Origin of the sequence: Endozoicomonas arenosclerae (assembly GCF_001562015.1) — a bacterium.
Lineage (GTDB): Bacteria > Pseudomonadota > Gammaproteobacteria > Pseudomonadales > Endozoicomonadaceae > Endozoicomonas_A > Endozoicomonas_A arenosclerae.
The window spans coordinates 41,235-62,557 of sequence record NZ_LASA01000121.1 but is presented as its reverse complement, the minus strand read 5'-3'; the positions used below and the strand labels follow the sequence as shown (position 1 = coordinate 62,557).

21 protein-coding genes are annotated in these 21,323 nt (G+C 48.7%); 12 read left to right on the top strand and 9 right to left on the bottom strand.

The window, feature by feature from the left end; translation table 11 throughout:
- Positions 1–88 precede the first annotated feature (88 nt).
- Positions 89–1,063, bottom strand: coding sequence for a formimidoylglutamase (gene hutG / locus WG89_RS19570; protein ID WP_062268975.1), 975 nt, complete (start codon positions 1,061–1,063; stop codon positions 89–91).
- Positions 1,064–1,165: 102 nt separating this feature from the next.
- Positions 1,166–2,425, bottom strand: coding sequence for an imidazolonepropionase (gene hutI, locus WG89_RS19565; RefSeq protein WP_172806866.1), 1,260 nt, complete (start codon positions 2,423–2,425; stop codon positions 1,166–1,168).
- A gap of 438 nt (positions 2,426–2,863) precedes the next feature.
- On the opposite strand from hutI, the gene hutU reads away from it, so the two are divergent.
- Both hutU and hutH read left to right on the top strand, forming a co-directional pair.
- Entirely contained in the window at positions 2,864–4,540 is a 1,677-nt protein-coding gene (hutU, locus tag WG89_RS19560) for a urocanate hydratase (protein WP_062268973.1), read from the top strand.
- On the top strand, positions 4,540–6,060 hold the full coding sequence (gene hutH / locus WG89_RS19555; protein ID WP_062268972.1) for a histidine ammonia-lyase: 1,521 nt from the start codon (positions 4,540–4,542) through the stop codon (positions 6,058–6,060). The genes hutU and hutH overlap by 1 nt, the downstream gene beginning before the upstream one ends.
- A 137-nt stretch (positions 6,061–6,197) precedes the next feature.
- Here the strand turns inward: hutH and WG89_RS19550 are convergent, their stop codons facing one another.
- The 3 genes from WG89_RS19550 to hpaR form a co-directional block, all read right to left on the bottom strand.
- Positions 6,198–6,623 (bottom strand): cupin domain-containing protein, encoded by a 426-nt coding sequence (locus WG89_RS19550; RefSeq protein ID WP_062268970.1) that lies wholly within the window; start codon positions 6,621–6,623, stop codon positions 6,198–6,200.
- A 341-nt stretch (positions 6,624–6,964) separates the two neighbouring features.
- Complete coding sequence (locus WG89_RS19545) at positions 6,965–7,441, bottom strand: peroxiredoxin (protein WP_062268968.1); 477 nt, start codon at positions 7,439–7,441, stop codon at positions 6,965–6,967.
- A gap of 225 nt (positions 7,442–7,666) precedes the next feature.
- Complete coding sequence (hpaR, locus tag WG89_RS19540; protein ID WP_062268966.1) at positions 7,667–8,089, bottom strand: homoprotocatechuate degradation operon regulator HpaR; 423 nt, start codon at positions 8,087–8,089, stop codon at positions 7,667–7,669.
- A gap of 272 nt (positions 8,090–8,361) precedes the next feature.
- Here hpaR and idi point away from each other — a divergent pair, with 272 nt between their 5' ends.
- Positions 8,362–9,111, top strand: a complete 750-nt coding sequence (idi, locus tag WG89_RS19535) for an isopentenyl-diphosphate delta-isomerase (RefSeq protein ID WP_216638519.1) — start codon at positions 8,362–8,364, stop codon at positions 9,109–9,111.
- Positions 9,112–9,316: 205 nt separating this feature from the next.
- The gene (mmsB, locus tag WG89_RS19530; protein ID WP_062268962.1) at positions 9,317–10,219 is read left to right on the top strand and encodes a 3-hydroxyisobutyrate dehydrogenase; all 903 of its coding nucleotides are present in this window, start codon (positions 9,317–9,319) and stop codon (positions 10,217–10,219) included.
- A gap of 35 nt (positions 10,220–10,254) precedes the next feature.
- Here mmsB and WG89_RS19525 read toward each other — a convergent pair whose 3' ends face one another.
- The 4 genes from WG89_RS19525 to WG89_RS19510 form a co-directional block, all read right to left on the bottom strand.
- Entirely contained in the window at positions 10,255–11,106 is an 852-nt protein-coding gene (locus WG89_RS19525) for a CvfB family protein (protein ID WP_062268959.1), read from the bottom strand.
- A gap of 117 nt (positions 11,107–11,223) precedes the next feature.
- Positions 11,224–11,706: a GNAT family N-acetyltransferase gene (locus WG89_RS19520; protein ID WP_062268957.1), complete on the bottom strand. Its 483-nt coding sequence runs from the start codon at positions 11,704–11,706 to the stop codon at positions 11,224–11,226.
- Between the two features lie 105 nt (positions 11,707–11,811).
- Positions 11,812–13,032 (bottom strand): OprO/OprP family phosphate-selective porin, encoded by a 1,221-nt coding sequence (locus tag WG89_RS19515; RefSeq protein WP_062268955.1) that lies wholly within the window; start codon positions 13,030–13,032, stop codon positions 11,812–11,814.
- A gap of 17 nt (positions 13,033–13,049) precedes the next feature.
- The gene (locus WG89_RS19510; RefSeq protein ID WP_062268954.1) at positions 13,050–13,970 is read right to left on the bottom strand and encodes a pseudouridine-5'-phosphate glycosidase; all 921 of its coding nucleotides are present in this window, start codon (positions 13,968–13,970) and stop codon (positions 13,050–13,052) included.
- Between the two features lie 166 nt (positions 13,971–14,136).
- On the opposite strand from WG89_RS19510, the gene WG89_RS19505 reads away from it, so the two are divergent.
- From WG89_RS19505 to WG89_RS19470, 8 genes are all read left to right on the top strand, one after another.
- Positions 14,137–14,718 (top strand): thymidine kinase, encoded by a 582-nt coding sequence (locus WG89_RS19505; RefSeq protein ID WP_062268951.1) that lies wholly within the window; start codon positions 14,137–14,139, stop codon positions 14,716–14,718.
- Between the two features lie 319 nt (positions 14,719–15,037).
- Complete coding sequence (locus WG89_RS19500) at positions 15,038–15,727, top strand: sulfite exporter TauE/SafE family protein (protein ID WP_062268949.1); 690 nt, start codon at positions 15,038–15,040, stop codon at positions 15,725–15,727.
- Positions 15,728–15,938: 211 nt separating this feature from the next.
- Positions 15,939–16,661, top strand: coding sequence for a nucleoside recognition domain-containing protein (locus WG89_RS19495; RefSeq protein WP_062268947.1), 723 nt, complete (start codon positions 15,939–15,941; stop codon positions 16,659–16,661).
- The gene (locus WG89_RS19490) at positions 16,654–17,127 is read left to right on the top strand and encodes a YjiG family protein (RefSeq protein ID WP_034831770.1); all 474 of its coding nucleotides are present in this window, start codon (positions 16,654–16,656) and stop codon (positions 17,125–17,127) included. Before WG89_RS19495 ends, WG89_RS19490 begins: the two co-directional genes overlap by 8 nt.
- Before the next feature lie 522 nt (positions 17,128–17,649).
- On the top strand, positions 17,650–18,681 hold the full coding sequence (locus WG89_RS19485) for a methionine ABC transporter ATP-binding protein (protein ID WP_062268945.1): 1,032 nt from the start codon (positions 17,650–17,652) through the stop codon (positions 18,679–18,681).
- Positions 18,671–19,327 carry a methionine ABC transporter permease gene (locus WG89_RS19480; protein ID WP_062268944.1) on the top strand — a complete coding sequence of 219 codons (657 nt, stop codon included), beginning with the start codon at positions 18,671–18,673 and terminating at the stop codon, positions 19,325–19,327. Before WG89_RS19485 ends, WG89_RS19480 begins: the two co-directional genes overlap by 11 nt.
- Positions 19,328–19,399: 72 nt before the next feature.
- Positions 19,400–20,218 carry a MetQ/NlpA family ABC transporter substrate-binding protein gene (locus WG89_RS19475; protein ID WP_062268942.1) on the top strand — a complete coding sequence of 273 codons (819 nt, stop codon included), beginning with the start codon at positions 19,400–19,402 and terminating at the stop codon, positions 20,216–20,218.
- A 268-nt stretch (positions 20,219–20,486) separates the two neighbouring features.
- The gene (locus WG89_RS19470) at positions 20,487–21,122 is read left to right on the top strand and encodes a glutathione S-transferase N-terminal domain-containing protein (protein WP_062268940.1); all 636 of its coding nucleotides are present in this window, start codon (positions 20,487–20,489) and stop codon (positions 21,120–21,122) included.
- Positions 21,123–21,323: the final 201 nt, after the last annotated feature.

The following is a 21,323-nucleotide window of genomic DNA, read 5'->3' as shown; positions in this document are numbered from 1 at the left end:
ATTCTCGCACAATGTTTCAATACTGTTAAGGTTCAGTCATCTTTTAGGGACTCATCGCATCATTCATTATGCCGCCAAAGTTTTTTGCTCAGGGTTCAGACTGATCGGTTAACTGGTGAACAAGCCAGGCTGCCAGTCGTGCTGTGCGCAGGTCATGGTCGTATTCAGGGTTGTATTCGGCAATATCCATGACTCTGACTTTTGCACTCTCCTTAATGGTCTGAAGAAGAGTGGCAGCTATTTCCAGGGGGATACCCTTTACGGCCGGGGCACTGACACCGGGAGCCTGATAAGAAGGGAAAACATCAAGGTCAATGGTCAGATAGACGTGATCGACCATAGAGGTAAAGCAAGTCAGTTCTTCAATCAGAAAATCCAGATTGTCTCTGTGCACCTGATCGTCAGTGATATAAGCCGCGTTAAGTTCATCTGCCCGATCAAACAGCGCCTGGGTATTACTGCTGCGACTGATCCCCAGACACATGTAGTGGAAGTCCAGGTTCTGGTGTTCGCAGAACTGTGCCACCTGCCAGAAGGGCGTACCTGAGCTGGCACCTTTTTCCGGCTTTCTCAGGTCAAAATGAGCGTCAAAATTGATGATGCCAATATTCAGGCCTTTAGGGGTTTTGTGATCCTGAATCAGATAATCTGCCAACCCCTTGAAACTGCCCCAGGCTATTTCGTGCCCACCGCCCAGACCCACGGGTAACATGCCATCCTGAAGTGTTTTCACCAGAGTTTGGCTGAACTTGCTCTGGGCCGACTCGAGGTCGCCATCTTCACAGGTGACATTACCCAGGTCAAAGAGTGTGTCCTCCCGGTTCCAGGGAAGGTTGGCAAGGCACTTTCTAATCAGGTCAGGGCCTTTGGCTGCTCCCATCCTGCCATGATTTCGCCTGACGCCTTCATCACAGGCCAGTCCCAACAGAGCCAGACCTCGGGAGCCCGAGTGTTCTGAGTAAGGTTTGATTTTCTGATGCCAGCGTTGTGTCAATCGTGGCTCACCATCATGGTCAACCCGACCGGTCCAGATGTTGGGTTCTACAGGTTTTAACTCAGACATGGGAAGTGGGCACTCTTCTTTAGGGGATGGCTGAGAATAGTGTTGGCGCTGCCCACTCTCCGCCTGTCTCCCGGGTTGTTCGATTTCAGTGACTCGGTTTTCTCAGCGGTTCATTGATCTTGTCATACTCTGAAGCACTCTACCCTCAAACACAGTGAGTGAAGGTTTCTCGCCATTGAGAGTGGCTGCCAGTGACGCCGGGTTTTGAACAGGCCAGAGCGCCAGATCTGCCTGGTAGCCTGCTCTGATTATCCCCATTTTGTCCTGAAGGCCGACTGCTCTGGCGGCGTTACGGGTGACGCCTGCCAGTGCCTCAGAAGGGGTTAAGCCGAACAGGGTGCAACCCATATTCATCATCAGTCGTAAAGATGCCAGAGGAGAAGTACCGGGATTTAGATCCGTTGCCAGAGCCATGGGGATACCTGACGCGCGCAGTTTATCGATCGGTGGGAGCCGGGTTTCCCTGAGAAAATAAAAAGCCCCTGGCAATAATGTAGCAACTGTTGTGCTGTTCTCCAGTGCATTCACTCCTTCGTCTCCCAGATATTCCAGATGATCGACAGAGAGAGCCTTGTAGCGGGTCGCCAGTTGTGTGCCCTGGCTGTCGGAAAGCTGTTCCGCATGTAGCTTGACCCTGAGGCCGAGATTCTTGGCTTTCTGGAAAACTTGCTCCGTTTGCTGCAGATTGAATGCAATGTTTTCACAGAAGACATCCACACTTGATGCCAGTTTTTCTTCAGCTACAACCGGAAGCATTTCTTCACAGACTGTCTGGATGTATTCGTCCGCCTTGCCAGAATATTCGGGAGGTAGAGTGTGAGCGCCCAGAAACGTTTTCTCAATTCTGACCGGGTATTGTTGTTCGAGCTCTCTGGCTGCTTTTAAGATTTTCAGTTCTGTTTCCAGGTTGAGACCATAACCGGATTTGATCTCTACGGTTGTCACACCTTCACTAATAAGGGCTTCAAGACGGGGTCGGGATTGTTCAATCAGTTGATCGAGACTGCATTGGCGAGTGGCATTGACCGTTGACATGATACCGCCACCCTGTCGGGCAATTTCGCTGTAGCTGACGCCCTCCAGTCTTTGCTCAAATTCTCGGGAGCGATCTCCGGCATAAACCAGATGGGTATGGCAGTCGATCAGACCGGGAGTTAGCCATTGCCCTTGTCCATTGATGGTTTTCTCAGGCTGAAGGTTGTCAGGCAGCTGATCAGAAGACCCTAGCCATTGGATAATACCTTCATGAATGACGACAGCGGCGTTAAGGATTTCACCGTAATGGCTATCAACATCAGGGTCCATGGTGGCGAGATGGACATTGTTGATCAGTAGGTCACAGTTGCCCGTTATTTTTGTCATAGAGCGTTCCGAGAGTGTATTTACAGCCAGGGTTGACTGCACAATCTTTCACCCCTTTTGAGGGTGAGCAATCTTGAATTATTGAATGTTCGCGGAAAAAAATGCTGTCACTCTATGCTACCTCTAGCCTTTGTCAATGTCTGCCCTGCTAGATCAAAGAAGTCTGAAGGTACTCTTCAGTCCAATGAAAAGAGGGTAAACAGCTTCAAAACCCTGTGATAGAGTTCCTTCCGGAAGTCTGACTATCTTTCAGGCTTCCAAATCCAAACTGTCACCCGGTACACTGGGTCAGTAGAACAATAAAAATCGGGTTTGTTACTCATCATCGAGTGCAGGCCTTATCAAACATCACAGCTGTCTGTGAATCATGACTTCCAAAAGAATTAAGTGATTTCACTGGCGCTCATTTAGCTATAGGCATCGTGAGGTAACCCTTTCATGAGTCAAGGCAATCGGTTTGATCCTCAACGTACTGTCCGTGCACCACGGGGTACTGATCTTTCTACCTGCAACTGGCAGGTCGAAGCTCCTCTTAGAATGTTAATGAACAACCTGGACCCTGAGGTGGCAGAGCACCCTCAGAGCCTCGTCGTTTATGGGGGAATAGGCAGGGCTGCCAGAAACTGGGAGTGCTACGACCGCATCGTTTCAACTCTCAAGAGTCTGCAACCGGACGAAACCCTGCTGGTCCAGTCAGGCAAGCCAGTAGGCGTTTTCAAAACCCATGAAGGTGCGCCCAGAGTTCTGATAGCTAACTCTAATCTGGTACCTCACTGGGGTAACTGGGAGCATTTCAACGAGCTGGATCGTCAGGGGCTGATGATGTACGGCCAGATGACTGCAGGTTCATGGATCTACATCGGCTCCCAGGGGATTGTTCAGGGCACCTATGAAACTTTTGCCGCCATGGCTCGCAAACATTTTGATGGCCAGGCTGCGGGCAAGTGGATTCTGACCGGCGGCCTTGGCGGCATGGGAGGGGCTCAACCTTTGGCTGCCACTATGTCCGGTTTCTCGATGCTGGCTTGTGAAGTGGATGAATCCAGAATCGATTTCCGTCTGAAAACCCGTTATCTCGATGAAAAAGCCCGGACTCTGGATGAAGCCCTGGCCATTATTGAGCAAGCTCATTCTGAAGGTCGTGCTGTTTCCGTGGGTCTTCTGGGCAATGCTGCAGATATTTTTCCTGATCTGGTAGCACGTGGTGTTACTCCTGATGTGGTGACAGATCAAACCTCTGCACATGATCCTCTGAATGGCTATCTGCCTCAAGGCTGGACTATGGAGCAGGCAGCTCAGAAACGTCAGGAAAATGAGTCGGAAGTCGTGAAAGCTGCCAAGCAATCCATGGCTGTTCAGGTTCAAGCGATGCTGGCGCTTCAGGAGAGTGGTGCAGCAACGGTGGATTACGGAAACAACATTCGCCAGATGGCTAAAGACGAAGGCGTAGAGAATGCTTTTGATTTTCCGGGCTTTGTTCCTGCCTATATCCGGCCGCTATTCTGTCAGGGCATTGGACCCTTCCGTTGGGCGGCATTATCCGGAGATCCGCAAGACATCTATAAAACCGACCAGAAGGTTAAGGAGTTGATCCCTGACAATCCTTCCCTGCATAACTGGTTGGATATGGCTAGAGAAAGAATCGAGTTTCAGGGGTTGCCCGCTCGAATCTGTTGGGTTGGTCTGAAAGACAGAGCCCGCTTAGGTATGGCTTTCAATGATATGGTGGCCAGTGGCGAACTGAAGGCTCCAGTGGTAATTGGCCGAGACCATCTGGATTCTGGCTCAGTGGCCAGCCCCAACCGTGAAACAGAAAGCATGAAAGACGGCAGTGATGCTGTATCTGACTGGCCATTACTGAATGCACTGCTGAATACAGCATCAGGTGCCACCTGGGTGAGTCTGCATCATGGTGGCGGTGTGGGTATGGGGTACAGTCAGCATGCGGGTGTGGTGATTGTTGCTGACGGTACAGATCAGGCCAGGGAAAAGCTTTCCAGGGTGCTCTGGAATGATCCGGGAACCGGTGTTATGAGACACGCTGATGCTGGTTATGATATAGCCAGAGAATGCGCTCAGGAAAACGGTCTCCATCTACCCATGGAGGACGTTTGATGATCATTACTCCAGGGGAAATGACCCTTCAGCAGTTGCGAGAACTCAGTCGGTCACCCGTAAAAATTGAACTCGAACAAAGCTGTTATGAAGCCATTCAGAAGAGTCTTGAATGTGTTCAGCAGGTCATCAGTGATAACAAGACGGTATATGGTATAAACACCGGCTTTGGCATGTTGGCCAGCACTCGCATTGCTGAAGACGATCTGGAAAAACTTCAGAGCAGTATTGTGCTTTCCCATTCAACCGGGGTGGGGGAGTGGATGAAAGACAACACTGTTCGTTTGATGATGGTGTTGAAGATCAACAGCCTGGCCAGAGGAATGTCCGGTGTCAGGCCAGAATTGATCAATGCTCTGGTTACCCTGGTCAATGCCCATGTGTTGCCCTGTGTTCCGGAAAAAGGTTCGGTAGGTGCCAGTGGTGATCTGGCTCCTCTGGCACACATGAGCTGTTTATTACTGGGTGAAGGTTTTGCCAGAGTTAGAGGGAAAACAGTTTCAGCGACTGAAGCACTGGCAGCAGCAGGGCTGGAACCTCTTAGTCTGGCCCCGAAAGAAGGTCTGGCATTGCTCAATGGTACTCAAGCTTCCACAGCATTTGCGCTTGAGGGGCTTTTTGGTGCTGAAGATCTGATGGCGTCGGCCATTGTTGCGGGTAGCCTTTCACTTGAGGCTGCCATGGGCAGCAGAAAACCCTTTGACGAGCGTATCCACAAAGCCAGAGGTCTGCCAGGTCAGATTCATGTGGCAGAAGCCTATCGGGCACTATTGGATCACAGTGATATTGAGCATGCCCATGAGCATTGTGACAAAGTTCAGGATCCTTATTCGTTGCGTTGCCAGCCACAGGTGATGGGGGCTTGTCTTGAGCAGATTCGTCACGCTGCCCGACTGCTGGAGATTGAGGCCAACGCTGTTTCGGACAACCCTCTGGTATTTGCCCAGGAGAATGAAGTGCTCTCCGGGGGGAACTTTCATGCTGAACCTGTTGGAATGGCTGCTGAGGCATTGGCACTGGCCAGTTGTGAAATCGGTGCCATCAGTGAAAGAAGGGTGGCATTACTGGTGGATCACCATCTGAGTGGCTTACCCCCTTTTCTGGTTGAGAACAGTGGTGTCAATTCCGGCTTCATGATTGCTCATAACACAACAGCTGCCCTGGCCAGTGAAAATCGTTGTCTGTCTCATCCATCCGTAACCGATAGCTTACCTACATCGGCCAATCAGGAAGATCATGTGTCTATGGCCACTTATGGAGCCAGGAGGCTGAGAGAAATCAACGCCAATACCGGCTCTATTCTGGGTATTGAGCTGTTAGCCGCGGGTCAGGGGGTTGATTTAAGAAAGCCTTATCTGACTTCAGAGCCTTTACAGGAAGTTATGAAGCTTTTAAGAAAGGATGTGCCTTTCTATGATCAGGATCGTTATTTCTCTCCAGATATTGAAAAGGCCGGGCAATTAATTACCAGTAGTCGTTTAAATGCATTTGTTTCTGATGGGTTGTTACCCAGTTTATAAAAAATAAAAACTTATAATGGGGAGAAAGGAAAGAGTCTGTTAAAGGCTCTTTCCTTATTTGAAAGCTATTAAATCAGCTTTCTTTTGCGATGGTTATGTCAGGTCGGGGGGATGATTTTTTATTCAGTGTGATTGAATTACTGTTCTTCTTTTTTAACAGTAATCGCCTGACCTTCATTGCCAGCATAAACAACAACGATCTCTGCAGGCTCGTCGGATTTGTTTTCTCCGTAATGCCACTCATCAACCATTTCGACCAGAGCATCGCCGGCTTTCATTTCCAGCTTTTTACCGTCGGATAGACGGACCACAGTTAACTCACCTTTAACCAGGTACCCAGCATTAATAACCGGGTGCTTGTGGATAGGCAGTCTGGAGTTGGGTGCGATAGCGATACGCAGTACGCGGACTTCAGGGTTTTCCAGGTTGACACCTTCCAGTGGGGTGCCGTCCCAACTGGTTGTGCTGTGTGCAAGAACCTCAGTAGAAGACTGTCCAGCAGAGAAAGCAAAAGGACTGCCAAGAGCCAGTAATAAAGCAGCACTTCTAAAAGCTGTTTTCATTATGATTTCACTCAGAGGGTGTTATTAACTTATTCATCAAAAGTGAATAGGCGTTGGCCTGATCAGGTGGGAAGGATGCTAGCAGTGAAGTGGAGGGAAATCTATAAGTAAATAATATACCTGACTTAAAAAATTATGAATCTCTTTGGCGGGATAACTTTAAGAATTAATAAATTTATTAATTAGAAATTCGTAGACATGAGCTATTTGATTTGCTTTTTTTGCTCTTTTTATTTAACGGGGCAGTGAATACATTAACTTTTTAAATCGTAAAAGCGGTTAATAACCTTTTAAAAAATATGGCTTTAATAAACCGGACGATGTATGATCGCCCGGCGATTTCAGGAGAGTGCCGCAAGCAGAGTTTCAGCTTTGCTGACTTCGAATGTTTTGGGTGGCTCAACATTCAGCAGGGTGATTTCACCATGATCAATAATCATGGCGTAGCGACTGGATCTCAGTCCGCCAAAATGCCCTGTTTCCATTTCCAGACCCAGAGCCTTGGTCAAAGCGCCATCACCATCAGCAATCATGGTAATGTCGTCAGCACCTTGATCCTTGTTCCAGGCCTGCATGACAAAAGCGTCATTGACCGAAAGGCAGGCAATGGTATCGATTCCACTGGCCTTAAAGTCTTTGGCCAGAGCAATATAGCCTGGTAAGTGGCTATTGGAGCATGTGGGTGTAAAGGCTCCGGGTACAGCAAAAAGCACTGCTTTTTTGTCGGCAAAAAATGCATCTGCAGCTAAGGTGGTCTTTTCGTTATTACTGACCACTGTAATGTCGACAGAGGGTAATCTGTCGCCTTGCTTAATCATCTTGCTCTCCTGAGTTCAAGGCATATATTCGTGAGTCACCCTGCAACAGGGGTCATGCACGCCAAAACTCAGGTAACTATACCCTATATTTTAAAATCATCGACTCTGGCTAAAAACCAACCTCAAGTGTTTGTCACTTACTTGACTCGCAGAGATCGTTGCCCATCGATTATCAATACCACCTGATCCTTTGATCATGTACCAACATGGCTTCTGATCAAGCTATCAGTTAGTGAGCTCGCTGACTTCTTCCAGTAGCTCTTTCAACTGCTCCATCTTATCCTGGCTCAATCCGTCGGTCAGACGGCTGTAGCTTTCTTCCACCATGGGAGCCATTTCATCCAGCAGCTTTTTAGCTTTGGGCGTCGCTTTTACCAGAATGCGGCGGTGGTCTTCTGATGATTTGCGTCGGCTGACATAGTCCTGTTGTTCCAGTCTTTGAATAATACCGGTCAGGCTTGGGCTAAGAATACAGCAGGCGTCTGCCAGCTGTTTGGTTTCCATTTCGTCGGCGTCGTTCAATACCCGCATCACTCTCCATTGCTGTTCAGTAATGGAGTGCTCCTGGAGCATGGGACGGAAGAAGCTCATGGCAGCCTCTCTGGCCTTCAATAACTTCAGAGGAAGAGAGTCTTCGTACTTGCGCATCGTGTTTAGTTTACAGCTAATAACTATGAATGGCGGATTGTGTGCATCTTGTTCTGGATAATCAAGACAATGATGCAATTAATCAGATGGTATTTATTCGTACTGGACAAAAAATCTTAAGTCGGTCGTTGTACCCCTAAAGGGGTATATTGAGGTAAAACGTGCTTTCCAGTGGGGTAGGGTTTGGATTACGCCAGTTGGATAAATACTGATTAGCACTTTCAGCACTGAGGCTTCGTCTATTATGTTTGTACAAAAAATAGACAGCAAAAGTGAGCCTTGTGGGAGCAAAAGAAGTAAAGAGTCATCCAAAAGCCCAATCATGCAGTCAGTTGCAGTCCTATCGACAGTCACATCAGGATGATGCTACTCAGGCCGATCTGATGTCTGAGCCTCTGATTCTGGTGGATCGCCAGGACAAAGTACTTGGTAGTGCCAGTAAACTGGCTGCTCATAGAGCTCCGGGGGCCTTGCACAGGGCGTTCAGTGTCTTGCTATTCAATCAGGCCGGTGAATTGCTGATTCAGCAAAGAGCTGGTAGCAAAATAACGTTTCCAGGCTGTTGGGCCAATACTTGTTGTTCTCATCCGCATTATCATAAGGGTGAGCTTGAGTCCCATAATGCCAGAGGCGTGAAACTCGCAGCCATTCGAAAGCTCCACCATGAACTGGGTATCTCCGAGTCTGTTTTGTCTGAAGATGATTTTATCCTGATGACAAAGGTCCTCTATCGGGCTGACTCAGAATGTGAATGGGTAGAGGAAGAACTGGACTATATTTTGATAGTTCGTGCAGATGTTGAACTGAGTATTAATGCCAACGAGGTATCGCAAACCCGGTGGGTAACCCCTGAGCAGTTATCACAATTGCTGGAAGTCTCTGATCGTAATAATCAACACAGGGTGGCTCCCTGGTTCAGACTGATTTCTGAACATTTTCTGTTTCGCTGGTGGCGGGTTCTGGATAATCCTGAAGCGCTTGAAAAAGAGTCCGATCGGGAGATTCACAGATTCATCAGTTGAAGTCTCAACCCCCTTCCAGCATATAATGGTATCTGCATCTGAACCACTATCGCAGAGCACACAGCCAAACAGATGGAAATGAAAAGATCAGTGATCCTGGTTGCTTTCTGTCTGAGAGCTATTTTATTCAATTTACTCTCTGTGTTGACCCGCTCTGTTTGATTGCCCTTGGCATTACAACAACAAACACCCAGGAGTGCAGATCATGGCCATTGTTGCGTTCATCGGTCTTGGAAATATGGGAGCTCCCATGGCGGCTAACCTGATCAAGGCTGGCCATCAGGTAAGCGTTTTCGACCTTGTGCCCGAGTCCGTATCGGCATTAGCTTCAAAAGGGGCAAAAGCGGCTGCCAGTGCTGAACAGGCCTGCTCTGGAGCCGAGTTCGTTATTTCCATGTTGCCGGCTGGCAAGCATGTAGAAAGTCTTTATCTGGATCAGGGGCTGTTGGATGCCGTGCCTGAGACAGCCATTCTTATCGACACCAGCACCATTGATACCGATACGGCCAGGAAATTGTCCGATGCTGCTGCCCAAAAGCAGCGGATGATGATTGATGCACCGGTATCCGGCGGTGTAGCCGGGGCTTCTGCAGGAACTTTGTCGTTTATGTGCGGTGCTGCCGATCAGCAGGCTTTTGAACAGGCCAAACCTTTGCTGCTGGATATGGGCAAAAATGTTTTTCTGGCCGGCGGTCCAGGAGCGGGTCAGGTAGCAAAAGCCTGTAACAATATGCTGTTATCTATCTTGATGATTGGTACTTCCGAAGCTCTGAATCTGGGAACAAAAAATGGCCTGGATCCGGCGGTGCTTTCAGACATTATGCTGGCCAGTTCAGGCAAGAACTGGGCGCTGGAAGTATACAACCCTTACCCTGGTCTGATGGAGAATGCCCCCGCATCCAAGGGTTATGAGCCTGGTTTTATGAGTGAGCTGATGTTGAAAGATCTGGGGCTGGCCATGGCGGCAGCGGGTGGCAGCAAGGCTGTCACTCCACTGGGAGGGCTGGCCTACGCTCTGTATAACCGCCATGTTGCTCAGGGGATGGGCAAGAAAGATTTTTCCAGTATTTATCAGGCGATTGAAAGCCTGGAGCCAGACCGAGAATAGAGCCTGAAGGCTGATTACTGATTACTGGTTACTGGTTACTGGTTACTTCGAATGCCTGAAGCTTCTATCTGAATAAGGCGCTGTTTGTACAAACCACCCAGCGCCATTTTAAAGGCCCGCTTGCTGGCACCAAAAATCCGTTTGATTTCAGCAGGATCGGATTTGTCATTAAAAGGCAAAAAGCCACCTTCTGCAGCCAGCATGTCCATGATTTTCTGGCTGAGTGTATCCATGGCATTTCGGTCAAAACCGGGCTTTTTCAGGCAAAGATCAATTTTGCCATCGGGCCTGATGCGTTTGATAAAACCTTGCAGTTTATCGCCTACTTTTACCGAGTCGTCTACTTCCTGTCTGAACAGTAATCCCTGATGCTTATTGTTAATTATGGCCATAAAGCCAAGATCGGTTTTGTCGTGTACCAACAGGGAAACTGGCTCACTTTGCTTGTAGGGGCCGGTAGAGGTGTCGATAAATTTATGCAGTCTTGATGATGCAACAATGCGTCTGCTTTCATCATCCTGATAAAGATAAACGACATACGAACCGCCTTCTCGCATGCGTGTTTTCTGCTCACGGAAGGGGCATAGAAGGTCTTTGGACAGATTCCAATCCAGAAAAGCACCGATCTGATTCACTTCCTTCACTTTCAGGCAGGCAAACTGTCCCACTGAAGCCAGTGGCTTTTCTGTGGTGGCGATCAGATGGTCGTCGGAGTCCAGGTAGACAAAAACATCCAGCTCATCACCTATTTCACACTCTTGTGGTACAAAGCGTTTGGGGAGCAGGATCTCATCAAACTGTTTGCCATCGAGAAAAACGCCGAAGCCAACCTTGTCGACCACCTTCAGGCGATTTTTTCGGCCTACTCTCACAAATTTATCGGTCATGGAGGGTTCTCTGCAGTGCTTTTCTGATCCACCCCGAGCTTCTGGAGGCAGGGGGTGTGAGGTTTGAGGTTAGAAAGGTGAGCGAGTATACCACCCTCTAGTCAGAAGCATAGAAATTCATAGGATCTTCTTTTCCCAGAACAGAGCCTGGCCATGCTCATCGTCCAGCTCGTAACCTGCAAAGCCCAGTTTTCGATAAGCAGACTGGGCTACAGGGTTCCCTTCCAGCACTTCCAGGGTGATTTTGCAGCAATCTTTTTCACGGCCAACCTGCTCGACTTTTTCAATCACTTTTTGGCTCAGACCCTGACCTCGGAACGACTGGTGAACCACCATGTCATGAATATTGATCAGAGGCTTGCAGGCAAAAGTAGAAAAGCCTTCCATGCAATTGGCCAGTGCAGCCGGTTTACCATCCACATGACAGAGTACTGAAAAAGCAAAAGGACGTTTGGCCAGCTCTTGAACAAGGTGTTCCCGGGTAAAACTGTTCAGCGGTTTTCCACCACCCATGGGGTCTCTGGAATAATGATCCAGCAGTTCAATGATGGATTGACCGTGCTCGGGGTTGGAGTAATCAGCAACAAAGATTTCTAACATGTAAGTGGTTCTGGTCGTTTGGATAAGGTGTGATGAAAGGGCTATTCTGGCACGGTTTGACAGGGTTGGACAGCTGTCTTAGACAGCTGCCTTCAGGTCATAAAGTTAGAAAGCCAGCTGGGTTCTGAAGCTGACCAGGTTTACTTTCTCATCGCCTTTTCGGCCATCTTCAACGTCGGCATGAATGTAGTTCAGCGTAAAACGCAGATTCAGGTTGTAGTAGAAACTCAAACCCAGAGTGTAGTTGGTTTCCTTGCCACCTTTGATGTTGGAGTCTTCAAGATCGGTCCATGAGCTTCTTGCCGCAATTTCCCAGCGCTGGTTTACATTGGAAGGCTTCCCGAAAACGCCTTTGGCCGGGTTGTAGGTGATATAAGTTTCACCATCCAGGAAATAACTGGCCTGGAGATAAGCACTCTTGAAGTAATAGGTGTTGGATAGGCTCTGATCTTTAAGGCGGGTTGTAAGATACTCGCCTCGCAGGGCCATTGGGCCGTTCACATAGCCACTCTCCAAACCTCCGACCTGTTGGCTTTCGGCCTTGATTTTGCCCGTGCTGATCAGTTTTGGAATGTCTTCATTCTTCACTTCCGGGTGGACCGCTAATTTAACGGTACGACGATCGTCTTCAAAATCAATCCACTGCAAAGAACCACCCAGATGCAGAGTCTCTGTGGGTTCCTGAATCGGGGCCCAGGTCAATCGGGTGCTGGCTCTGAGAGGTTGGTGGCTGTAACTGACTTCGTCATTGATGTTGGCTTTTTGAATAGCTGCCGTAAAGGTGCCTTCACCCACGGTGGGCTGCCACATGATGCCCACAAAACGTTGAGGCGCCAGGGTGGTTAACATGGCAGGCTCATTGAAGGTCCAGTAACGAGAGCTGTGTTGGTTTTCCAGCCCGACAGGTGACTTGAATTGACCCATTGTCAGGTGCCAGGGAGCGTATTGAAACCAGGCGTCTTTATGGGAAATGCTCTTGAAATCGTAATTGTATTTGAAGTTCCAGTCTTTCCCGATGCTGCCCGAAATAAACAGCCTTTGATCCCGCCAGTCATGGCCATTGGCGGGAATGTCTGTACGGTCGTCACGGGCGTTATACCAGTCGTACTGCAGAAGGGCTCCCAGTGTCAGTTTAAAGTCGCCCTGTTGAAACTGGATGCCTTTTTCACCATAGCTGAAAGCAGAATCACTTTCTGTAGCGTTATTGGCAGAGGCCGCGCTGGAAAGAAAGCATCCGAGAAGTAATGGAGTGAAGAAGCCCAGGAGAGGTTTTGCTTTGAACATAGGTTGGGATTGAACGCTTCTCGACGAAGGTTTGGTATTCATTGTTGAACAAGTCCTGTTTAGTGTGTGTGGTTGAAATTACGGGCAATCATTGCCGCCAGTTGAGTGTTGTGCTTTAGGAGGGTCAGATTGGCTTTTAGCAGTTGGTCACCATGGTGTTGATAGAGATGCTGAAGAAGGAAGGGGGTCAGTGCTTTACCGTGAATGCCCTGCTTTTTGGCATGAAAAACAGCGTCATCTATTTTCGGTGAGATCTCTTCCCAGGGCAGGGCTTGCTCTTCGGGAAGCGGGTTGCAGATCAGCAGGCCACCACTGTTGGGCAGTTCCAGCTGACACTCAATCAGCCTTGCAGCTTGTTCCGCTGAATTAATTCTGAAGTCTACGGGCAGGTCTGACTCCCTGCTGTAAAAGGCGGGCAGTGTGTCAGTGCCAAAACCAATGACGGGCACTCCCTGGGTTTCCAGGTATTCCAGGGTTTTTGGCAGATCCAGAATGGCTTTGGGGCCACCACAGACAACGGCTACCGGCGTGCGGCCCAGTTCCGTCAGGTCGGCTGAGATATCCAGAGTTTGTTCGCCGTGTTTATGCACACCGCCAATACCGCCAGTAGCCATGATTGGAATGTCGGCCATAGCCGCTATCATCATGGTGGCTGCTACCGTCGTACCACCTGACAACTCCTGACTGATTAATCCAGCCATATCCCTTCGGCTTACTTTGTGCAGAGGCTGTTCAGGGGAAGCCAGGAGTTCCAGCTCCTTTCTGGAAAGGCCTGCTTTCAATCGCCCGTTGATGATGCCTGTTGTAGCCGGCTGCACGCCCTCATCCAAAAGGATTTTTTCAAGTTGCAGAGCGGTTTCAATGTTGTCAGGGTAAGGTAGTCCATGAGAAATGACGGTGGACTCAAGTGCTACAACAGGGATGCCTGAACTTAGAGCCGTGTTAACATCGGGGTGGATATCCAGAAAGTTATTCACCATATAAGCCCTTTGGCAATCTTGAACAGGTCATTGTCCTGAGCGAAAGGAGAACCGCAGTTTTCCTGACAGAATTCAGGCAGTGATACGATTAAAATGAGTTGGCATGCCAGTTCCGGTATGGCAAACCCAGTGATTCGAATGAGTCACAGTTTAGACGGAGATATTGATGGCCTCGCTGTACTTCTATTTTTCTTCCATGGACTCGGGAAAGAGTACTTACCTGCTGCAGGCTGCCCATAACTACCAATCAGCGGGCAAACGGGTGCTTCTGCTCACGCCGGCCATTGATGACCGTTTTGGCAAAGGCATGATTACTTCAAGGATCGGTCTGCAGAAAGATGCTCTGGCCATCAGTCAGCAGGATAATCTTTTTGAGCAGATTGCCCGTGAGCATGGTGAACAGAGATTGTCCTGCGTCATGATTGATGAAGCCCAGTTTCTTACTGAGGAGCAGGTGTGGGAGCTGAGTGATGTGGTGGATAATCTCAAGTTACCGGTACTCTGTTTTGGCCTCAGAACCGATGCGTTTGGAAAGGCTTTTCCTGCCAGCGGTGTATTGTTGGCCATTGCTGATGAGCTCTGTGAACTGAAAAGCATCTGCAAGAAGTGCGAGAAAAAAGCCAGTATGCAGGTTCGTCTGGATGCCGAGGGTAATGTTGTCAGCAGTGGCAGTCAGGTTCAGATTGGTGGTAATGACAGCTATCTCTCCGTTTGCCGTAAGCATTACAAGGCTTTGCTGGGTAGGTAAAAGGATTAGGGGCTTGTCTGACATTAATTCCCTTGTTGGAATCGTCTCGAAATCCGTTCGGGCTGAGCCTGTCGAAGTCCAATGCCACCGCCCTTCGACAAGCTCAGGGTGAACGGAATCTGTGTAAATCGGGAAGTTATTTCGAGACGAAGTCTTGATAAGTAAAAGGAATTTGTCGTTTTCTTTTGCGATTTACCCTGATGGGTATAAATGACAGTGGATTCTACTCATAACAAACGGTTATATTTATATCCCCTTCCGATATAAATGATGTACCTTTGTTGTTATGGATCTGAGCCTGTACCAGTTGTTAATAGCAATGCTTGTTGTTTTTGCAGGCGCTTTGATCCAGGGCATGATTGGTTTTGGTATGGCGGTCGTAGCTGCGCCCATTCTTTATATCATTGCTCCCTCGCTGGTACCGGGCACATTGATCTGTATGGCGATGTTTCTGGCTTTGCTGACTGTTCGAAAGTATCGAGGCTCCATTGAGCTGGCTGATATGAAGTACGCAGTTTTTGGCAGGGTTCCGGGTTCATTATTGGGTGCTTACCTTCTGGCTGTCGCTTCCAGAGAGCAAATGAGTTTGTTCATGGGTGGGGCAGTGCTGCTTGCCGTTTTTGCCAGCTTGTTTTCCGTTAAGGTTCGAGCCACCAAATCCAGTCTTTTTGTGGCGGGTGTGGTTTCCGGAGTTACAGGTACTACGTCGTCCATTGGCGGACCTCCTGTTGCACTGGTCATGCAAAATGAGACCGGTGACAAGATCCGCGCGAGTATGTCCATTTACTTCGTATTCAGCAGTATCATTTCTCTGATCTTCCTGGCCGCTGCGGGCATGCTTGGCACCCATGATGTCAAATATGCACTGATGCTGGTTCCGCCTGTGTTGCTGGGCAGTAAAATAGCCTCCAGAATTTCTCATCGTATTGATCAAAAGATCATTCGTCATGCCTTGCTGGTGCTTTGCAGTCTTGCCGGTATCAGTGCCATTGCTTCTGCGATTCGATAATTTTTTCCTGTTTAAACCTCCCGTTTTTCAGACTTGTTCATGGCTCGTTTACTGAGTGGCAATAAGTCATTTAAGTCGATCGACGAATAGTACGTTTCTGCTAGTTATAAGTCGTATCAGGTTTGTGTATATCCCCAATGCTTCCGGATTTACAAATAGATTACGATATTAATCATTAAGTTATTAACTATTGTCGTTAAAGGGGGAGCCCATGAGCGCTCATGATGACCAGAAGGTCACGCTCGGAAGCTACGTGGCACTGGCTTTTGCTGTGGTCTTTTTTTCAGGATTGTTGAAATCCACAGAATGGTACGGTGTCTTTGATTTCACCACGCTCAATGGTGCTTTTGGCAAGCTCCTGAACGGCATTAGCACTGGCGCAGAGGGTGTAGTTGAATCCACTGCGACTACTTATCGAGGTACCGGCGGTAGCGGAGCACTGGATGGGTTTCTGTTTGCCCTGGGTCTGGTGCCCACCTGTATGTTTGCCCTGGGTATGATCAATGTTCTGGAGCACTATGGTGCTCTGCGTGCAGCACGCAAACTGCTGACTCCTCTGCTTCGTCCTTTGATGGGTGTACCAGGTACGGTCGGTCTGGCTCTGATTGGTAGTCTCCAGTCTACTGACGTAGGTGCGGGTATGACCAAGGACCTGGCTGATAATGATGAGTTGACCGACAAAGAGAAAAATACGTTCACTGCCTTCCAGTTCTCTGGTGGTGCGCTGATCGTAAACTTCTTCAGCTCTGGTGCCATTCTGTTCACATTGACGGATGCAGCAGGCCAGTCTGTACCGGGTTCTATCGGTCTTGCTGTGGCCATCATGTTTATCTTCAAGGTTGTAGGCGCCAACATCATGCGTTTCTACCTGAACTTTGCCAGCAAGAAAACTGAAACTGAAGCTGAGACCCGTCTGGAGGCCCGCAATGTCTAAGGCAGCTGCTACCGAACAGAAAAAGATGATCACCGATATCTTTGTTGAGGGTGCTCGTAAAGGTTGGGCTATTGGTACCAGCAGTACCATTCCCAATGTGATGATGGCTTTTATCATTATCAAGGCGCTGACCATCACTGGCGCACTGGATATGCTGTCCTCTGTATTTGGTCCTGTCATGGGCGTTGTAGGATTGCCTGGTGAAGGTGCCGCAGTCCTGATGAGTGCCATTATGTCCATGGGTGGTGCAGTTGGCGTGACTGTGGGTCTGCTCTCTGAAGGTCTGCTGCAGGCTCGTGATATTGCGATTCTTGCGCCTGCCATCTACCTGATGGGTTCAACCATTCAATATGCAGGTCGTATTCTGGGGGTTATCGGTACTGAAGCCCGTTACTACCCAGTACTGTTTGGCATCTGTATCCTGAATGCTTTCATGGCTATGTTTGTAATGAATATTCTGGTCTGAACTGACCAATGTCTGGAGCTTCTGCTTTCTGCAGAGGCTCTGGGCAATCTGAACCCCTGCCTTTTGCCCTTCGTCTACCCACTCCCCTTTTTAATCTCAGCCAAATCTCTCCTCCCTTTTGCATTAAACTTCATTGTCAGCAGAGCCCTAAGCTATATGCCAGACATTTAAATTTTTAATTCTGTAGTCAATTTGGACTAGTTCGTTGGTTGACTTGCCGTTTGGACTCGGGTAATGTCCGGCTAATGCGCTGATTTGTCTTGGCTTGCGGGCGCTATAGAAATACCGCTAAAAGAAGGGTTTGAACGAATTCATGAAAAACCACTCTGTTTAGCGCAGAGTGGTTTTTTTTTGTCCATAGAAAAGAGATCGCCCTGATGTTGCAAGAACCTGAAGGCGGTTATCCGGGTGGACAAGAAACCATTGCCTCCCATTGAAACCCAGACGAACGGATTGAAAAAACTGACTGAGTAAAACTCAGACAGCATGACCTGATTGTATCGGGATCAGGCAGGAGTAACGATGATAGAACTGAAAAACCTTACCAAGGTGTTCAAGGCAGGAGGAAAAGAGGTTAAAGCGCTTGATAGCATTAATCTCAGCGTGCCTGAAGGATCGATATATGGCGTGATCGGATCCAGTGGTGCAGGCAAGAGCACCCTGATTCGCTGCGTTAATTTGCTCGAACGTCCCAGTTCTGGGCAGGTCGTTGTGGATGGTCAAGACCTGACGACCCTCACGGAAAAAGGGCTGCGTCAGGCTCGCCACAATATCGGTATGATTTTTCAGCACTTCAATTTGTTGTCCAGTCGAACGGTCTATCAGAATATTGCCCTTCCTCTTGAACTGGCTGGCGCCAGCAAAGATGAAATCGAGACCGCAGTGTCGCCTCTGTTGGAGCTTACCGGGCTGCAGGACAAGCGTGACAGTTATCCTTCCCAGCTGTCAGGTGGTCAAAAACAGAGAGTGGCTATTGCCAGAGCTCTGGCCAGTAAACCCAAGGTTTTGCTGTGTGACGAGGCGACTTCTGCGCTAGATCCGCAAACCACGCGATCGATTCTTGCGCTGCTCAAGGATATTAACCGTGAGCTGAAGATTACGGTTTTGATCATCACTCATGAAATGGATGTGGTGAAAACCATTTGTGATCGTGTTGCCATCTTAAGCTATGGGCAATTGATTGAAGAGAATGAGGTGGAAGCGTTCTTCCTGAATCCCCAGACCGATCTGGCCAGAGAGTTTGTGCGCAGTGCTATTCACGAGAAGCCTGTTGCTGAAGTTGAGAGCCGTTACCAGCCAGAACCATCTGAAGGTTCAAGGCCGGTGGTTCGCATTACTTTTGTCGGTCAGGGAGTTGTAGATCCTCTGATCACCCGGGCAGCCAAACAATTTGGTACCGACTTCGTCATTCTGCAGGCCGATATAGAAACGGTGCAGGGCAAATCTATGGGGTTTCTTATGGTTGAGATCCTGGGAGAGGAGTCTGAAGTCGAGGCCTCCATGAAATTTCTCAAGGAAAACGTACAGTTGGAGGTAGTGGGTTATGTCAGCTGATTCCTGGCTTCTCCTGGGGAAGGCGCTCTGGGAAACCATTTATATGACTGCCGTGTCAGGTGGGTTGAGTTTCCTCTTTGGTATTCCTCTGGGTGTTCTGCTTTATATCACCAAGCCGGGGCGTATAAAGGAAAATCCGGCACTCAATTCGGTATTGGGTGCTATCGTTAACGCTACACGTTCTGTGCCGTTTATTATACTGCTGGTAGCGATTATTCCACTGACCCGTTTGCTGGTGGGGACATCCATTGGTACCACGGCAGCTATTGTGCCTCTGACGCTGGCGGCTATTCCCTTTGTGGCCCGTATTGCTGAAGGTGCGATCAATGAAGTGCCTTCTGGCCTGGTGGAGGCGGCTCAATCCATGGGTGCGACACCTTTGCAGATTGTCAGCAGGGTATTGTTGCCTGAAGCGCGTCCAGGATTGATCAATGGTATGACCATTACTCTGGTGACGCTGGTCAGTTACTCCGCTATGGCGGGTGCCATAGGTGGTGGCGGTCTGGGTGATCTGGGTATTCGTTATGGCTACCAGCGTTTTGATGGCGTCATCATGCTGGCTACGGTGGTGATCCTGATTGTGCTGGTGCAATTGATACAGTCTGCAGGCGACCGTTTGCAGAACTATTACGATAGAACTCGCTGAATAATGAATGAAAGAGACAGGTGGTATTGTGCTGTCTGTCACTGAATAACTGGCTGACTGGAGAAGTGAAGAATGTTTGCTGTTAATAAATTTAAAGCGCTTGCGGGTGCGGCTCTGGTGGCAGCGAGTGTGCTGTTGACGGGTTGCGGTTCTGAAAACAGTTCTGAAGGTCCATTAAAAGTGGGCGTTATGGCTGGCCCGGAAGCGGATGTGATGAAAGTGGCTGCCGACATCGCCAAAAAAGATCATGACGTTAATGTTGAGCTGGTTGAGTTTTCCGACTACGTGTCTCCTAACGTTGCTCTTGCTGACGGTTCTATTGATGCCAATGCCTTCCAGCATAAGCCTTATCTGGACAGTATGATTCGGGATCGTGGCTTTAAACTGGCTGCTGCTGGTAATACGTTTGTTTACCCGATTGGCGCTTACTCCAAGAAAATCAAGGATATCAGCGAGCTGAAAGACGGTGCTAAAGTGGCCATCCCTAACGATCCGAGTAACGAAGGTCGTACTCTGATCCTGTTGGATAAAAAGGGCTTCATCAAGCTGAAGGATATTAACAATCTGGAAGCTACTCCGGCTGATATTGTTGAAAATCCTAAGAATCTGAAGTTTATTGAGCTGGACGCTGCACAGTTGCCTCGTTCCCTGGATGATGTTGATCTGGCTTTCATTAATTCTACCTATTCAGTACCTGCTGGACTACTGCCTGCGCGTGATGCCTTGCTGGTAGAAGGCAAGGATTCTCCTTATGTGAATCTGATTGTGGCCCGTGAAGATAACAAGGATGACCCTCGCATCAAGGCGCTGGTTGAGTCTTACCATACTCAGGCGGTTGAAGATAAAGCCAAGGAACTGTTTAAAGGCAGTGCGGTGCCAGGCTGGAAATAAACCGTTACTTTTGATGAAAAACCCGCTTGATTCAGGCGGGTTTTTTTATATTCAGTGCATTTGCTGACTGATTTTTTCGGGTTTTTCAAGCAGTAAATGAACGAAAGTTTGCAAGCCACCTATTCCGCAGGGTGTAAAGTTTGCTAAGATAACCCGTTATTTTCTTGTGTCGGCCCGTTAGGTCAGCGTTACTCATCCGAATAGTGGATCGAATGAGTGGACTGATTCGTCGGGAGCTCATTTCCTTTGCATGAGGCGGGGGTACTTCATGGCTGTAGTTGCCAAAAAGTCATCCATGATTTTTTTCTCGGATCCATCTGACCACTACTGTCACAGGGTTCGTATTGTTCTGGCCGAAAAAGGGGTTGCGGTGGATATACAGGATGCCAGTCCTGAAAATCTGCCTCAGGAACTGTCTGATCTCAACCCGTACAATAGTCTTCCAACTTTGGTCGATCGCGAACTGGTGCTGTACGAGCCCAGCGTAATGATGGAATACCTGGATGAGCGTTTTCCTCATCCGCCACTGCTGCCTGTTTATCCAGTCAGCCGTGCCCAGAGCCGTCTGATGATGCATCGCATTCAGAAAGACTGGTGCAGTCTGGTGGACACCATTATGGATCCAAAAACCAAAGAAACACCGGCTGCCCGCGCTCGTAAAGAACTGCGTGAAAGCCTGCTGTCTGTGGCGCCCATTTTTGCTGAAAAGCCTTTCTTCATGAGTGAAGAGTTCACTCTGGTCGATTGCTGTGTAGCTCCTATCCTCTGGAGACTGCCGGCTATGGGAATTGAGCTGCCCAAGCAGGGACAGGCCATTCTGGATTATGCTGAACGTCTGTTCGAGCGTGAATCTTTCAAGGAAAGCCTGTCTGAAATTGAAAAAGAGATGCGTGACACTCTTTGATTTGAGACGGACCCTGACAGCCAGTCTGTCAGGGCTGAAGAATCTGGCTAAACAGCCATGAGCTAAGAAAGTGACTTTACACTGGGTGTGAAGTCATTTTTACGGTCGAGTACCTTAGCGAATGAGAAGTGTCTTCTCTCTTCCCTTGAGATGAATGGCTTCTTCTATAGTGGTTATTGATGGCTGAAAAGGATGAGTTGA

Bases quoted from the DNA above. Each gene is read 5' to 3' on its own strand.
- hutG (WP_062268975.1), bottom strand. From the start codon at position 1,063: ATGTCTGAGTTAAAACCTGTAGAACCCAACATCTGGACCGGTCGGGTT.
- hutI (WP_172806866.1), bottom strand. From the start codon at position 2,425: ATGACAAAAATAACGGGCAACTGTGACCTACTGATCAACAATGTCCAT.
- hutU (WP_062268973.1), top strand. From the start codon at position 2,864: ATGAGTCAAGGCAATCGGTTTGATCCTCAACGTACTGTCCGTGCACCA.
- hutH (WP_062268972.1), top strand. From the start codon at position 4,540: ATGATCATTACTCCAGGGGAAATGACCCTTCAGCAGTTGCGAGAACTC.
- WG89_RS19550 (WP_062268970.1), bottom strand. From the start codon at position 6,623: ATGAAAACAGCTTTTAGAAGTGCTGCTTTATTACTGGCTCTTGGCAGT.
- WG89_RS19545 (WP_062268968.1), bottom strand. From the start codon at position 7,441: ATGATTAAGCAAGGCGACAGATTACCCTCTGTCGACATTACAGTGGTC.
- hpaR (WP_062268966.1), bottom strand. From the start codon at position 8,089: ATGCGCAAGTACGAAGACTCTCTTCCTCTGAAGTTATTGAAGGCCAGA.
- mmsB (WP_062268962.1), top strand. From the start codon at position 9,317: ATGGCCATTGTTGCGTTCATCGGTCTTGGAAATATGGGAGCTCCCATG.
- WG89_RS19525 (WP_062268959.1), bottom strand. From the start codon at position 11,106: ATGACCGATAAATTTGTGAGAGTAGGCCGAAAAAATCGCCTGAAGGTG.
- WG89_RS19520 (WP_062268957.1), bottom strand. From the start codon at position 11,706: ATGTTAGAAATCTTTGTTGCTGATTACTCCAACCCCGAGCACGGTCAA.
- WG89_RS19515 (WP_062268955.1), bottom strand. From the start codon at position 13,032: ATGAATACCAAACCTTCGTCGAGAAGCGTTCAATCCCAACCTATGTTC.
- WG89_RS19510 (WP_062268954.1), bottom strand. From the start codon at position 13,970: ATGGTGAATAACTTTCTGGATATCCACCCCGATGTTAACACGGCTCTA.
- WG89_RS19505 (WP_062268951.1), top strand. From the start codon at position 14,137: ATGGCCTCGCTGTACTTCTATTTTTCTTCCATGGACTCGGGAAAGAGT.
- WG89_RS19500 (WP_062268949.1), top strand. From the start codon at position 15,038: ATGCTTGTTGTTTTTGCAGGCGCTTTGATCCAGGGCATGATTGGTTTT.
- WG89_RS19495 (WP_062268947.1), top strand. From the start codon at position 15,939: ATGAGCGCTCATGATGACCAGAAGGTCACGCTCGGAAGCTACGTGGCA.
- WG89_RS19490 (WP_034831770.1), top strand. From the start codon at position 16,654: ATGTCTAAGGCAGCTGCTACCGAACAGAAAAAGATGATCACCGATATC.
- WG89_RS19485 (WP_062268945.1), top strand. From the start codon at position 17,650: ATGATAGAACTGAAAAACCTTACCAAGGTGTTCAAGGCAGGAGGAAAA.
- WG89_RS19480 (WP_062268944.1), top strand. From the start codon at position 18,671: ATGTCAGCTGATTCCTGGCTTCTCCTGGGGAAGGCGCTCTGGGAAACC.
- WG89_RS19475 (WP_062268942.1), top strand. From the start codon at position 19,400: ATGTTTGCTGTTAATAAATTTAAAGCGCTTGCGGGTGCGGCTCTGGTG.
- WG89_RS19470 (WP_062268940.1), top strand. From the start codon at position 20,487: ATGGCTGTAGTTGCCAAAAAGTCATCCATGATTTTTTTCTCGGATCCA.